9 protein-coding genes are annotated in these 14328 nt (G+C 73.4%); 7 read left to right on the forward strand and 2 right to left on the reverse strand.

Going from position 1 to position 14328, the window contains the following annotated elements:
* Window positions 1–19: 19 nt before the first annotated feature.
* Together ELQ39_RS09020 and ELQ39_RS09025 are read right to left on the reverse strand one after the other, a co-directional pair.
* Window positions 20–769, reverse strand: coding sequence for an ABC transporter permease (locus tag ELQ39_RS09020; RefSeq protein WP_242591588.1), 750 nt, complete (start codon window positions 767–769; stop codon window positions 20–22).
* Window positions 766–1668 (reverse strand): ABC transporter ATP-binding protein, encoded by a 903-nt coding sequence (locus tag ELQ39_RS09025; protein ID WP_242591589.1) that lies wholly within the window; start codon window positions 1666–1668, stop codon window positions 766–768. The genes ELQ39_RS09020 and ELQ39_RS09025 overlap by 4 nt, the downstream gene beginning before the upstream one ends.
* A 220-nt stretch (window positions 1669–1888) precedes the next feature.
* On the opposite strand from ELQ39_RS09025, the gene ELQ39_RS09030 reads away from it, so the two are divergent.
* The 7 genes from ELQ39_RS09030 to ELQ39_RS09060 all read left to right on the forward strand — a co-directional run bounded on the left by ELQ39_RS09030 (window position 1889) and on the right by ELQ39_RS09060 (window position 14308).
* A complete protein-coding gene (locus tag ELQ39_RS09030) occupies window positions 1889–3676 on the forward strand; it encodes an ABC transporter ATP-binding protein (protein ID WP_242591590.1) in 1788 nt (595 codons plus the stop codon).
* A complete protein-coding gene (locus ELQ39_RS09035) occupies window positions 3673–5529 on the forward strand; it encodes an ABC transporter ATP-binding protein (protein WP_242591591.1) in 1857 nt (618 codons plus the stop codon). The genes ELQ39_RS09030 and ELQ39_RS09035 overlap by 4 nt, the downstream gene beginning before the upstream one ends.
* A gap of 68 nt (window positions 5530–5597) precedes the next feature.
* Window positions 5598–6482: a fructosamine kinase family protein gene (locus ELQ39_RS09040; protein ID WP_242591592.1), complete on the forward strand. Its 885-nt coding sequence runs from the start codon at window positions 5598–5600 to the stop codon at window positions 6480–6482.
* A gap of 52 nt (window positions 6483–6534) precedes the next feature.
* Complete coding sequence (locus tag ELQ39_RS09045; RefSeq protein ID WP_242591593.1) at window positions 6535–8256, forward strand: ABC transporter ATP-binding protein; 1722 nt, start codon at window positions 6535–6537, stop codon at window positions 8254–8256.
* Entirely contained in the window at window positions 8253–10019 is a 1767-nt protein-coding gene (locus tag ELQ39_RS09050; RefSeq protein WP_242591594.1) for an ABC transporter ATP-binding protein, read from the forward strand. The genes ELQ39_RS09045 and ELQ39_RS09050 overlap by 4 nt, the downstream gene beginning before the upstream one ends.
* 302 nt (window positions 10020–10321) lie before the next feature.
* The gene (locus tag ELQ39_RS09055) at window positions 10322–12364 is read left to right on the forward strand and encodes a M4 family metallopeptidase (RefSeq protein ID WP_242591595.1); all 2043 of its coding nucleotides are present in this window, start codon (window positions 10322–10324) and stop codon (window positions 12362–12364) included.
* A 285-nt stretch (window positions 12365–12649) separates the two neighbouring features.
* Window positions 12650–14308 carry a M4 family metallopeptidase gene (locus ELQ39_RS09060; RefSeq protein WP_242591596.1) on the forward strand — a complete coding sequence of 553 codons (1659 nt, stop codon included), beginning with the start codon at window positions 12650–12652 and terminating at the stop codon, window positions 14306–14308.
* Window positions 14309–14328: the final 20 nt, after the last annotated feature.

A 14328-nucleotide genomic window follows, 5' to 3' on the forward strand; every position in this document is an offset into this window, starting at 1 on the left:
GTGTCCGCCACGCCCGTCCTCACTCCCAGCGGAACCAGCGCACCGCACCGGCGGTGAGCAGCACCGCCCAGCCCGCCGTGACGGCGAGGTGCGACACTCCCGGCCAATGGCCCGCGGACGCCTCGTCGAGGGCCTGGGCCGCCGCGCCGAACGGGGTCCAGCCGACGATGTCGGCCATCAGGTCCGGCATGGCCTCGACGGGAAGCCACACGCCCGCGGTGAACATCGCCGGGAACAGGGCGGTGGAGCCGGTCGCCGTGGCGATCTTCACGGTGCGGGCGAGTGCGCTCAGCAGCGCGCCGAGCGCGAGGGAGGCGGCAAGGGCGAGCAGCAGCGCCAGGAGGTGGCCGAGCGGCTGCCTCGGCAGGGCGACGTCGAAGGCGAGGCGGCCGACCGCGAGGGTGAGCAGCGCGGAGATCAGCGAGGCGGCGCCGAGCACCGTCATCTGCGCGGCGAGCAGGGCGGAGGGGCGGACCGGTGTGGTGGACATCCGGCGCAGGATGCCCGTCTCGCGGTAGCCGGTGAGCGTGGGCGGCATCCCCTGGAGTCCGCCGATGATCAGCCCGAGGAGGAGGGTGACCGGCACGTAGGCGTCGACCGGGCGCAGTCCGCCGAGGGCGGGGTCGGCCTCGCGGAAGGACGGGATCGACCCGAGGATCGCCAGCAGCAGGGCCGGGAAGAGCACGACCCAGAAGATGCCGGCGGGTTCGCGCCGGAAGAGGCGGAACTCGGTGCGCAGCACTGCCGTGTCGACCGGTCCGGTGCTCATGCGGTGTTCTCCGTGAGGTCCAGGAAGGCGTCGTCCAGGGTGGCGTCGGTGACGCGCAGCTGGTGGGCGGTGACGCGGGAGCGTGCGAGGAGGGTGAGGACGGCGTTGACCGTGTCGTCGGTGCCGGACAGGGTGATGCGGCCGTCCTTGCGGGCGACCGAGGCGAGCCCGGGCAGCGCGTTGAGGCCGGCGTCGTCGAGCGGGGCGGAGGGGGTGAAGCTGATGACGGTGGCCCCGGCCGAGCGGCGGACGAGTCCCGCCGGGGTGTCGAGGGCGGCGACGCGTCCCTTGTCGATGACCGCGATCCGGTCGCAGAGGCGCTGGGCCTCCTCCATGAAGTGGGTGACGAGGAGGACGGTGACGCCGCCGGCGCGGATGTCCTCGATCAGCTCCCAGGTGTCCCGCCGGGCGCGCGGGTCGAGACCGGTGGTCAGCTCGTCCAGCACCACGACCCGCGGGTTGCCGATCAGGGCGAGCGCGATGAACAGGCGCTGCTTCTGGCCGCCGGACAGCTTCGCGAACCGGGTGGTCAGCTTCGCGGTGAGGCCGAGGCGTTCGGCGAGGGGCCGCCAGTCGGCGGGACGGTGGTGGAAGGAGGCGTAGAGCTCCAGGGCCTCGCGGACGGTCAGCTTGGGCTGGAGTTCGCTCTGCTGGAGCTGCGCGCCGAGCACGCGGGTGACCTCCTCGTGGTCGGCGACGGGGTCGAGTCCGGCGACCCGGACCCGGCCGGCGTCGGGGACGCGCAGCCCTTCCACGCACTCCACGGTGGTCGTCTTGCCCGCGCCGTTGGGGCCGAGGATCCCGAAGATCTCGCCCTCGTCGACGGAGAAGGACACCCCGTCGACGGCGGGCCGGCCGCCGTAGGCCTTGCGCAGACCGGTGACGTCGATGACGGACACGACGGTCAGTGTCGCCGTGACCGGGGCGCGCGGACATCGGCCGTCGCGCTCGGCCGCGCATCGTCCGATCGGCCGATGGAGTGGTACGACTCCCGGGCCTGTGGCGGGGGTTCACCGAGGTGGGGCGGCCCCCCGGCGCCGGTCGTAGGACTCACGGCCGAGGCGGACCGGGCCGGAATTCGGTGGGCAGCGTCAGTGGCGAACCGTACGCTCACTGCTGATGCCCACTACACCTTCTCCCCGGGAACCCCGCTCCACCGTGCGGACGCTGCTACGGCTGTGGCCGTACGTGCGGCCTGTGCGGGCGCGCCTGTTCACCGCCGCGTTCGTCGCCGTCCTGGCGTCCTGCATAGGGCTCGTCATCCCGCTGGTGCTCAAGTGGATGGTCGACGGGCCCATCGCCGACCGGGACCCGGCGGGGGTGTGGCTCGGCGCGCTGTACCTGCTGCTGCTCGGGCTGGCGGAGGCGCTGCTGTTCGGGTTCCGGCGCTGGCTGGTGGCGCGGCCGCTGTCGCACGTCGAGGCGGAGATGCGGGCCGGCCTGTACCGGCATCTGCAGCGGCTGCCGATCGCCTTCCACGACCGCTGGGCCTCGGGCCAGTTGCTGTCCCGGGCCACCACGGACCTCATGCTGCTGCGCATGTTCCTGGCGTTCCCGCTGACTTTCCTGCTGGTCAACGGGGTGACGATCCTGGTCGGCGTGATCATCATGCTGGTCCAGGACTGGACGCTGGGGCTGGTCATCCTGGTGCCCGCGGTGCCCGTGCTGATCACCTGCGTGGTGTTCGAGAAGCAGTACTCGCGGGCGGCGCGGCAGGCGCAGGACCAGGTGGGCGATCTGACGACCGTGGTCGAGGAGAGCGTGCTCGGCATCCGGATCATCAAGGGGTTCGGCCGGCACCGCAGCCAGGCGCGGGCGTTCCGGGAGCTGTCGGGGAAGCTGCGGGGCATGGAGCTGCACAAGGCGCGGCTGCTGGCGACGATCCTCGGCATCATCGTGACCCTGCCGGAACTGGCCATCGGCGCGGCGCTGGTGCTGGGCGCCGTTCAGGTGGCGGACGGCGAGCTGTCGGCGGGCACCCTGGTGGCGTTCCTGTCCACGGCGCTGGCGCTGCGCTGGCCGGTGGACTCGATCGGCTTCCTGCTGGCGATGAGCCAGGAGGCGGCGACGGCCACCGAGCGGTACTTCGAGGTGATGGACGCGGAGCCCGAGTCGGGAACCACGGCGTCCCCGGCGAAGGACGGCGGCTCCCGGGAGGACGGGCTGCGGTTCGAGAACGTCACCTTCCGCTACCCGGACGCGCCCGAGGACTCGCCGCCCGTGCTGGACCGCGTCGACCTGCACATCCGGCCCGGCGAGTCGCTGGCGCTCGTCGGGGCGACCGGCAGCGGCAAGACCACGCTGACCGCGCTGGTGCCCCGGCTGCACGAGGTCACCGAGGGGCGCATCACCCTCGACGGGCGGGACATCAGGGACATGTCCCGGGAGGAGCTGCGCTCCCGGGTCGCCGTCGCCTTCGAGGAGCCCACGCTGTTCTCCGCGACCGTCGGCGAGAACGTCCTGATGGGCGGCGGCAGCGGCGAGGAGGACCTGGACCGCGCCCTGGCCGTCGCCCAGGCCGACTTCGTCCACGCCCTTCCGCAGGGCACCGCCACCCAGGTCGGCGAGCAGGGCCTGAGCCTCTCCGGCGGGCAGCGGCAGCGGCTCGCGCTCGCCCGCGCGGTCGTGGGGCGCCCCGGCTTCCTGGTGCTGGACGACCCGCTGTCCGCGCTGGACGTGCACACCGAGGCCGCCGTCGAGGCCGCGCTGCGCCGGGTGCTCGCCGACACCACGGCGCTGATCGTCGCGCACCGCCCGTCCACGGTGCTGCTGGCCGACCGGGTGGCGCTGCTGTCCGGCGGACGGATCACGGCGGTCGGCACCCATCACGAACTGCTGCGCGGCAATGCCGAGTACGCCCACCTCATGTCGGGCGACCCGGCGGAGGAACTGGAGGAGCAGCGATGACGGCGGCCACGACCGCACCCGTCCGCGACGAGGACGACGACCGCTCACCGGAGCAGAGCGGCGGCGACCCCTTCGACCGGGACGTGCTGCCCACTCCCCCGGGCGCCACCGGCGCGCTGCTGCGTTCCCTGCTCGCGCCGATGCGCGGCCGGGTGGCGCTGACCGCGCTGTTGCTGCTGCTTCAGCAGGCCGCCGTGCAGGCGGGCCCGCTGCTGGTGGCGTACGCGATCGACCGCGCGGTGCCCGCGTTCCGCGACAGCGACCACGGGCCGCTGGTCGCGGTGGCGGTGGGTTATCTGCTGTGCGCGTCCGCCGCCGGGGCGCTGCAGTACGCGTTCATCACCGCCTCCGCCCGGGTCAGCCAGGACGTGCTGCTGGATCTGCGCGGCCGGATCTTCCGGCACGCGCAGGCGCTGAGCGTGGACTTCCACGAGCGCTACACCTCCGGCCGGCTGATCTCCCGCTCCACCACCGACGTCGAGTCGCTGCGGGAGCTCTTGGAGGAGGGCCTGCAGGAACTGGTGATGACCATCCTGTCCGCCGTGTACATCTCGGTGCTGCTGCTCTGGCTGGACCTGGGCCTCGGCGCGGTGGCGGTGGCGTCGTTCGTGCCGCTGTACCTGCTGGTGCGGTCCTACCAGCGGCGGGCGCAGCGGGTGTACCGGAAGCGGTCGACGGCGATCGCCGCGGTGATCGTGAAGTTCGTCGAGACGATGAACGGCATCCGCCCCGTACGCGCCTTCCGCCGCGAGAAGGCCAACGACGCAGACTTCGCGGTGCTGAACCGGCGGCACGAGAAGACCAACGGCGACGCGCTGCTGGAGATGGCCCGTTACGTCGTCGGCTCCCGGGTGACCGCCAACACCACGGTTGCGCTGATCGTGCTGTGGGGCGCCTACCGCGTGGCCGGGGAGACGCTGGCGCTCGGTGTGCTGGCGGCGGCCGTGCTCTATCTGCGGCGGCTGTACGACCCGATCGACCGGCTGGGCATGTTCCTCAACTCCTACCAGTCGGCGGCGGCCTCGCTGGAGAAGATCGCCGGCCTGCTGGCGCAGAGCCCGTCCGTGCCCGAGCCTGCGGCGCCCCGCGAGCTGCCGGGGCGGCGCTCCGGTCTCCCCGGGCGGGAGGTGGTCTTCGACGACGTGCGGTTCGCGTACCGCACCGGCGGCGAGGTGCTGCCCCGTTTCGGCCTCACCCTGCCGGCCGGGCAGACCGTCGCCGTGGTCGGCTCCACCGGCGCGGGCAAGTCGACGCTGGCGAAGCTGCTCGCCCGGTTCTACGACCCCAGCGACGGGCGGGTGCTGCTCGACGGGGTGGACCTGCGCGACCTGACCGGGCGGGACCTGCGGCGCGAGGTGGTGATGGTGACCCAGGAGGCGTTCCTGTTCTCCGGGACGGTCGCCGAGAACATCGCGATCGGCCGTCCGGAGGCCACCCGCGAGGAGATCGAGCAGGCGGCCAAGGAGATCGGCGCGCACGACTTCATCGCCGCGCTGCCCGACGGCTACGACACGGACGTCCGCAAGCGCGGCGGCCGTATCTCGGCGGGACAGCGGCAGCTGGTGGCGTTCGCGCGGGCGCTGCTCGCGGACCCGGCCGTGCTGATCCTCGACGAGGCGACCAGCTCGCTGGACATCCCCGGGGAGCGGGCGGTGCAGCGGGCGATGGCCACGGTGCTGAAGGGCCGTACGGCGGTGGTGATCGCGCACCGGCTGTCCACCGTGGAGATCGCGGACCGGGTGCTGGTGATGGAGCACGGGCGGATCGTGGAGGACGGCAGCCCGGACGAACTGACCGGCGGCAAGGGCCGGTTCGCGGACCTGCACCGGGCCTGGCGGGACAGCCTGGCCTGACGGCCGCCGCCGTCGTCGGAGCCCGCTCCCGGGGGCGCGCCGGGGGACCGACCGAGAGGAGCACACCCGTGACGGAGGCGACGTCGATGCTGCTCGCGCGGCTGCACGCGGCCGGTCTCACGGACGTCGGCGCGGTCGAGCCGGCTTCCGGGGGGCTCGCCGCGACCGCGGGTCTGGCCCGCCGCGCGGACGGCACCCGGCTCTTCGTGAAGGCGTTCGGCGAGCCGCCGGCGGACGACGCCTTCGCGGCGGAGGCCGAGGGGCTGGCCGTGCTGCACGAGGCGGGCGGTGTCGTCACGCCGGACGTGGTGCTCGCCGAGCGGGACCTGCTCGTGCTGTCGGTGCTGCGTCCCCGGCCGGACACGAAGGCGTTCTGGGAGGAGTGCGCGCACGCGTTCGCGCGTCTGCACACGACCACTCGCCACGACCGGTTCGGCTGGCACCGGGACAACTGGCTGGGCCGTCGCCGTCAGGTCAACACCTGGACCGACGACGGGTTCGAGTTCTTCGCCCGGCACCGGCTGCTGCGCTGGCTGGAGGAGCCCCGGGTCCGTGAGGCGCTGGACGCCGCCGACCGCCGGGCGCTGGAACGGCTGTGCGACCGGCTGCCCGAGCTGCTGCCGGACCGGCCCGCCTGTCTGACCCACGGCGACCTGTGGGCGCAGAACGTGATGGCCGCACCCGACGGCCGGCCCGCGCTGATCGACCCGGCCGTGTCGTACACCTGGGCCGAGGTGGACCTCGCCCATCTGTGGACGACCGCGCCGCCGCCCGAGGCGCGGGTGTTCTTCGAGCGGTACGCCGAGCTGACCGGGCTGGACGCCGGCTGGCGGGAGCGGATGCCGGTCCTGCAGCTGCGTCAGCATTTGGCCGTCGTCGCCCAGTTCGAGCCCGACTGGGGCGCCGCCGAACACATACGGGCCACGCTCGCACCGTTCCGCGAACGCCCCTGAGACGACCGACGAGACACGCCGGCCGCCGGGCCGCACGGGGAGGGAAGCGCACGTGATCGACGCCTACGGGGATCCCGGCACGCCCGACGGGCGCGGCGGGGCCCGCTATCTGTGGTGGCTGGTGCGCCGGCAGCCGGGGCGCAGTCTGGCGGGTGCGGTGTACGGCAGCGTGTGGATGGTGCTGCTGGCGTCCACGCCGTACCTGATGTCCCGGGCGGTGGACGACGGACTGGGGACGGGCGACATGACGGCGCTGGCCGGCTGGGCCGGTCTGCTGGTCCTGGTGACCGCCTTCAACGCCTGGCTGAGCATGATGCGGCACCGCACGATGACGAAGGTGCGGATGGACGCCAACTTCCGCACGGTGAAGGTGGTCGTCGGGCACACCGTGCGGCTGGGCGCGGCGCTGGACCGGCGGGCGGCGGCCGGGGAGGTCGTCACGATCGGTGTGGGCGACGTCCAGGTGATCGCCCAGTCGCTCACCGCCGTGGGGCCGGGCATCGGCGCGGTCGTGGCGTACGCGGCGGTGGCGATGCTGCTGCTGACGGTGTCACCGCTGCTGGCCGCGGTGGTGCTGCTGGGGGTGCCGGTGATCGGGCTCGTGGTGGGGCCGCTGGCCGGGCGGCTGCAGGGCGCGGAGACGGAGTACCGGGAGCGGCAGGGGGTGCTGACCGCGCGGATCGGGGACCTCGCGGGCGGACTGCGGGTGCTGAGCGGACTGGGCGGCAAGGGGCTGGTCGCGGACGCGTTCCGCCGCGACTCGGGGCGGCTGCGTGAGCAGGGCTACCGGGTGGGGGCGGTGACCAGCTGGATGCAGGCGCTGGCCGCGGGTCTGCCGGCGCTGTTCCTCGCGGTGGTGACGTGGATCGCCGCCCGGCAGGCCGCACAGGGCGACATCACCATCGGCGAACTGGTGTCGGTGTACGGCTATGTGACCGTGCTGGTGTGGCCGGTGATGTTCCTGATCGAGTGCGGCTACTACCTCAGCCGGGGCGTGGTCGCGGCCGGCCGGGTGGCGGCCCTGCTGCGGCTGCGGCCGCCGCCGGACGCGGCCACCGCCGAACCGCCCGCCGAGCCGTCCACGCTGGAGGACCCCGAGTCGGGGGTGCGGGTGCTGCCGGGCCGGCTGACCGCGCTGGTGTGCGCCCGGCCCGCCGACGCGGCGGCCGTGGTGGACCGGCTGGGCCGGTACACACCGTCCGAGGTCACCTGGGGCGGGGTCCGGCTGGACGAGGTCGCGCTCGCCCGGGTGCGGGAGCGGATCCTGGTCGCCGAACCGGAGGCCGCGCTGTTCGCGGGCCCGCTGCGCGAGGTGGTCGCGGGCCGGGGCGGGGCGACCGACGAACAGGTGCTGGCCGCACTGCGCGCGGCGGCCGCCGACGACGTGGTGCGCGGGCTGCCGGACGGCCTTGACTCGGTGGTGTCCGCTCAGGGCCGCAGTCTGTCGGGCGGCCAGCGGCAGCGGGTCCGGCTGGCGCGGGCGCTGCTCGCCGACCCGGAGGTGCTGCTGGCGGTGGAGCCGACCTCGGCGCTCGACGCGCACACCGAGGCCCTGGTCGCCGACCGGCTGCGCGCGGCGCGCGAGGGCCGCACAACGGTGCTGGTCACCACCTCGCCGCTGGTCCTGGACCGGGCCGACCGGGTCCTGTTCCTGGCCGACGGCAAGGTGACGGCGACCGGAGCCCACCGCCGGCTGCTCGACGACGAGCCGCAGTACCGGCGCCTGGTCGCCAGGGACGCCGGACAGGAAGCCCCCGAGGAGGTGGCCCGGTGAGCGGCGAGCGACTGCCGGTGGCGGAACCGGCCGATGTGCGGCGGGCGGCCGGGGAGCTGGTGCGGGCGGACGGGCGGGCCTTCGCGGGCGTGCTGGCGCTGAACGGCGCGGCGGCCCTCGCCGGTCTGGCCGGGCCGTGGCTGCTCGGGCGGATCGTCGACGAGGTGCGGGCGGGCGGCGGCACCGGCGTGGTGGACCGGCTGGCCCCGGCCATCCTGGTGTGCGCGGTGGCGCAGCTGCTGCTGTCCCGCTGGGCCCGTTACGTGGGGCACCGGTTCGGGGAGCGGACCCTGGCGCGGGTGCGGGAGCGGTTCGTGGACCGGGTGCTGGCGCTGCCGTCCGCCGTGGTGGAGCGGGCCGGCACCGGCGATCTGACGACGCGCGGCACGGCGGACGTGACCGCCGTGGGCACCACGCTGCGCGACGCCGGTCCCTCGCTGCTGGTCAACCTGGTGCAGTCGCTGTTCGTCATGGTCGCGATCCTGGTCGTGGACCCGCTGCTGGGGGCGCTGGGGCTGCTGTGCCTCACCCCGATCTGGCTGGTGCTGCGCTGGTACCTGCGGCGGGCCCGGGACGCGTACCTCGCCGAGGGCGCGGCCAACTCGGACGTGGCGGAGGTCGTCGCGTCGACTGCGGCGGGCGCCCGCACCGTGGAGGCGTTCCGGATGGAGGAGCGGCGGATCCGGGCGAGCCGGGAGGCGCTGGAGACGTCCCGCCGCACCCGTATGCGCACGCTGTTCCTGCGCTCGGTGTTCTTCCCCGTGGTCGAGCTGTCGTACGTCGTGCCGGTGGCGGGGGTGCTGCTGTGCGGCGGGTGGCTGCACGCGCGGGGCGCGGTGAGCCTGGGCGCGGTCGTGGCGACCTCTCTGTACCTGCTGCAGTTGAGCGGCCCGCTGGACGAGGTGCTGATGCGGCTGGAGCAACTCCAGTCCAGCGGCGCCTCGTTCGCCCGGGTGGAAGGGCTGGCCCGGGCGCCGCGCGCGGCCGGGCGCAGTGACGCCCCGGACCCTGCGGACGACCGCATCGACGTGACCGGCGTGCGCCACGCGTACGACGGGGGCGGCGAGGTGCTGCGCGGGGTGGATCTGACGCTGACGCCGGGCGAACGGCTGGCGGTGGTGGGGCCGTCGGGCGCGGGCAAGACCACGCTGAGCCGGCTGCTGGCGGGGGTGGACGCGCCGGCCGCCGGGAGTGTGACCGTGGGCGGGGTGCCGGTGGCGTCGCTGGACCCGGAGCGGTTGCGGCGGCAGGTGGTGCTGGTGACCCAGGAGCACCATGTCTTCCTGGGGTCGGTCCGGGACAATCTGCGGATCGCCGCACCGGACGCCGGGGACGAGGAGCTGTGGGCGGCGCTGGCGGCGGTGGGCGCGGACGGCTGGGTGCGGGAGCTGCCGCGCGGGCTGGACACCGAGCTGGGCGAGGGCGGCCACCCCACCGACGGCCCCCAGGCGCAGCAGCTCGCGCTGGCGCGCGTGGTGCTGGCCGACCCGCACACACTGGTCCTCGACGAGGCGACCGCCCTGCTCGACCCGGCGACCGCCCGGCACGCGGAGCGCGCCCTGGCCGCCGTGCTGGAGGGCCGTACGGTCGTCGCCGTCGCGCACCGGCTGCACACCGCGCACGACGCGGACCGGGTGGCCGTGATGGAGGACGGCCGGCTCTCCGAACTGGGCACGCACGACGCCCTGGTGGCTGCGGACGGGGTGTACGCGGCGCTGTGGCGCTCGTGGCACGGGGACGGGCGGACCGGCGACAGAGCGTAGGACGGGGCCCCGTGGCGGCGGCGTGCCCGGCTCACCGGACCGCCGCCATCCCGCCGTCGCCCGGATAGCGGACACCTCCTGCCGGACACCGGACGGGATCCGGCCAACTTCCTGACGCGCTCCTGACAGAAACCGCGCTCCCCTGCCACTCTTCCCACGGCCGCTTCACAGCAACCCCACAGCTTCGGCTGCCCGTTGTGCGGCGGTCACTGCTCGAAGCACTTCCGTTCTGCCCGGCCGGCTGACCCGCCGGCCGGTCTCCCCAGGCCGCGTACCCCGCGGCCCCGCAGAAGGAGTCAGCGTTGAGAAGCAGGACGTCCCACAGACGCACCCCCCGCACCGCGCAGCGCCGCGTCGCCGCCGTCGCCCTGGCCGGCGTGGCCGCACTGATCGCCACGGCCGTCCAGTCCGGCGCCGCCACCGCCGCCCCTGACACGGCGCCCCGGACCGCGAGCGCCGCGCCCGGTTCGGAGTCGGTCGAGCTCACCCCCGCCCAGCGAGCCGCGCTGATGCGCCAGGCGGACTCCGTCAAGGCCGGGACCGCGAAGGACCTCGGTCTGGGCGCGAAGGAGAAGCTCGTCGTCCGCGACGTCCTCAAGGACCGCGACGGCACCGTGCACGTGCGCTACGAGCGCACCTACGACGGGCTGCCCGTCCTCGGCGGCGACCTGATCGTCCAGGGCGACACGGCCGGCGAGGCGGACAAGGTCGTGAAGGCGACCCGTGCCGCGGTGAGGCCCGCCACCACCGCCGCGAAGGTGCCGGCCGCGAAGGCCGAGGCGCAGGCCCTGTCCGCCGCGAAGGCCGAGAAGGCCGCGGACGCGGACGTCGACCGGGCTCCGCGCAAGGTGATCTGGGCGGCGGGCGGCACCCCGGTCGTCGCGTACGAGACGGTCGTCGGCGGTCTCCAGCACGACGGCACCCCGCAGGAGCTGCACGTCGTCACCGACGCCACCACCGGCGAGAAGCTGTACGAGTGGCAGGCCGTGCGGAACGGCACCGGCCACACCGTCTACAGCGGCACCGTCGACCTGACGACCACCCAGTCGGGTTCGACGTACAACCTGACCGACGGGGCGCGCGGCGGACACAAGACGTACAACCTCAACCGGGGCACCTCCGGCACCGGCACGCTGTTCTCCGGCTCCGACGACGTCTGGGGCGACGGCACCCCCTCCAACGCGGAGTCGGCCGGCGCGGACGCCCACTACGGGGCGGCGCTGACCTGGGACTACTACAAGAACGTGCACGGCCGCAGCGGCATCCGCGGGGACGGCGTCGGCGCCTACTCCCGGGTCCACTACGGCAACAACTACGTCAACGCCTTCTGGTCGGACAGCTGCTTCTGCATGACCTACGGCGACGGCTCCGGCAACGTCAACCCGCTCACCTCGATCGACGTGGCCGCGCACGAGATGTCGCACGGCCTCACCTCGGCCACCGCGGGCCTGGTCTACAGCGGCGAGTCCGGCGGCCTGAACGAGGCGACCAGCGACATCTTCGGCGCGACCGTCGAGTTCTACGCGAACAACTCCTCCGACGTCGGCGACTACCTCATCGGCGAGGAGATCGACATCAACGGCGACGGCACGCCGCTGCGTTACATGGACAAGCCGAGCAAGGACGGCCGGTCCAAGGACTCCTGGTACTCCGGCATCGGCTCGATCGACGTGCACTACTCGTCGGGTGTGGCGAACCACTTCTTCTACCTGCTGAGCGAGGGCAGCGGCACGAAGACCATCAACGGCGTCACCTACGACTCCCCCACCTCCGACGGCCTGCCGGTCACCGGCATCGGCCGCGCCAAGGCGGAGAAGATCTGGTTCCGCGCGCTCACCACGAAGTTCACCTCGACCACGAACTACGCGGCGGCCCGCACGGGCACCCTGGCGGCGACCGGCGAGCTGTACGGCACGGACAGCGCCGAGTACAAGGCGGTGCAGGACGCCTGGGCGGCCGTCAACGTCGGCGCCCGCTCCGGCGGTCCCGGAGGCGGCGGCACCACCTTCGAGTCGACCACCGACGTGGCGATCCCGGACGCCGGCGCCGCGGTGACGTCCTCGATCACCGTCACCGGCCGCACCGGCAACGCGCCCGGCAACCTCCAGGTCGCGGTCGACATCGTGCACACCTGGAGCGGTGACCTCGTCGTCGACCTGGTGGCCCCGGACGGCACCTCGTACCGGCTGCGCAACCGCACCGGCGGTTCGGCGGACAACATCAACGAGACGTACACGGTCAACGCGTCGTCGGAGACGGCCAACGGCACCTGGCGGCTGCGGGTCCAGGACATGGCCCGCTACGACACCGGCTACATCAACGGCTGGAGCCTGACCTTCCCGTAGGCGGACCTGGCCGGACGGACACCGGCACGGCGCTGTTCCGGGTGGTTTCCACCGCCCGGAACAGCGCCATTTTTTGCCTGCCCCATACGTCCCGCGGGTTGCGTCTTTGCCGAGGTCACGCGGATTCACACGGACGCAACATGCGTTCGGACGTCGACTTTCGGCCAACATCATCAGACCCTCATGACATGTACGCGACGTAGATGTCACTCTTCCCTCGCTCGGTGCACCACCCGGACGGCCCCCACCGTCCGGCACCCCCACTCACCCCCCGAGGAGCTTCGAGTGACTCCCCTCTACGCGCGTCGCCGCCGTACCGCCCTGGCCGCCGCCACCGCCGTCGCGGCCGGCGCCCTGCTCACCACCGGCCTGGCCGCCGGTACCGCGACCGCCGACCCCGCCCCCGCCCCCGCCGGCAAGCCGGTCATGGGCGGTGCCCCCGTGCTGCTGTCCGCCGCCGCGCGCACCTCCCTCATCCAGGAGCAGCAGGCCACGGCCGCCGAGACCGCCGACGCGATAGGTCTCGGCGCCCAGGAGAAGTTGATCGTCAAGGACGTCGTCAAGGACGTCGACGGCACGGTCCACACCCGGTACGAGCGCACCTACGGCGGGCTGCCCGTGCTCGGCGGCGACCTCGTCGTGCACGAGCCGGCGGACGGCGCCAGAACCGTCACCAAGGCCGTGAGGACCACCGTCAAGGTCGCCTCCGTGACGCCGAAGGTCGCGGCGGGCAAGGCCGAGACGCAGGCGCTCGCCGCCGCCGAGAAGGCCGGCTCGGAGCGCACCGAGGCCGCCTCCGCGCCCCGCAAGGTGATCTGGGCCGCCGAGGGCACGCCCGTCCTCGCCTACGAGACCGTCGTCGGCGGCCTCCAGGAGGACGGCACCCCGAACGAGCTGCACGTGATCACCGACGCCACCACCGGCGAGAAGCTGCACGAGTGGCAGGCCGTGCACACCGGCACCGGCAGGAGCCTGTACTCGGGCACCGTCACCCTCGGCACGTACAAGTCCGGCTCGGCGTACCAGCTGTACGACACCTCGCGCGGCGGTCACAAGACCTACAACCTGGCGCGCGGCACCTCCGGCACCGGCACCCTGTTCACCGACGCGGACGACACCTGGGGCACCGGCGCCGCCTCCAGCTCCTCCAGCGACCAGACCGCGGCCGTGGACGCCGCCTACGGCGCCCAGATCACCTGGGACTTCTACAAGAACACCTTCGGGCGCAGCGGCATCCGCAACGACGGCAAGGCCGCCTACTCCCGCGTCCACTACGGCAGCAACTACGTCAACGCCTTCTGGCAGGACAGCTGCTTCTGCATGACCTACGGCGACGGCTCGGGCAACACCCACCCGCTGACCTCGCTGGACGTCGCCGGCCACGAGATGAGCCACGGCGTCACGTCCGTCACCGCCGGCCTGCGCTACAGCGGAGAGTCCGGCGGCCTCAACGAGGCGACCAGCGACATCTTCGGCGCGGGGGCGGAGTTCTACGCGAACAACTCCTCCGACGCCGGTGACTACCTCATCGGCGAGAAGATCGACATCAACGGCAACGGGACCCCCCTGCGGTACATGGACAAGCCGAGCAAAGACGGCGCGTCCAAGGACTACTGGTCCTCCAGCCTCGGCTCGGTCGACGTCCACTACTCCTCCGGCCCGGCGAACCACTTCTTCTACCTGCTCGCCGAGGGCAGCGGCTCGAAGACCGTCAACGGGGTGAGCTACAACTCGCCGACGTACGACGGCTCCACCGTCACCGGCATCGGCCGCGCCAAGGCGCTGCAAATCTGGTACAAGGCGCTGACCACGTACTTCACCTCGACGACCAACTACAAGGCGGCCCGCACGGGCACCCTGAACGCGGCGTCCGCGCTGTACGGCGCGAGCAGCGCCGAGTACAAGGCGGTCGACGCGGCCTGGAAGGCGGTCAACGTCAGCTGAGGCCGGCTCTCCCCCGTCCC

The sequence above is a fragment of the Streptomyces sp. GB4-14 genome (assembly GCF_022696125.1).
In the GTDB taxonomy this organism is placed as follows: Bacteria; Actinomycetota; Actinomycetes; order Streptomycetales; family Streptomycetaceae; genus Streptomyces; species Streptomyces werraensis.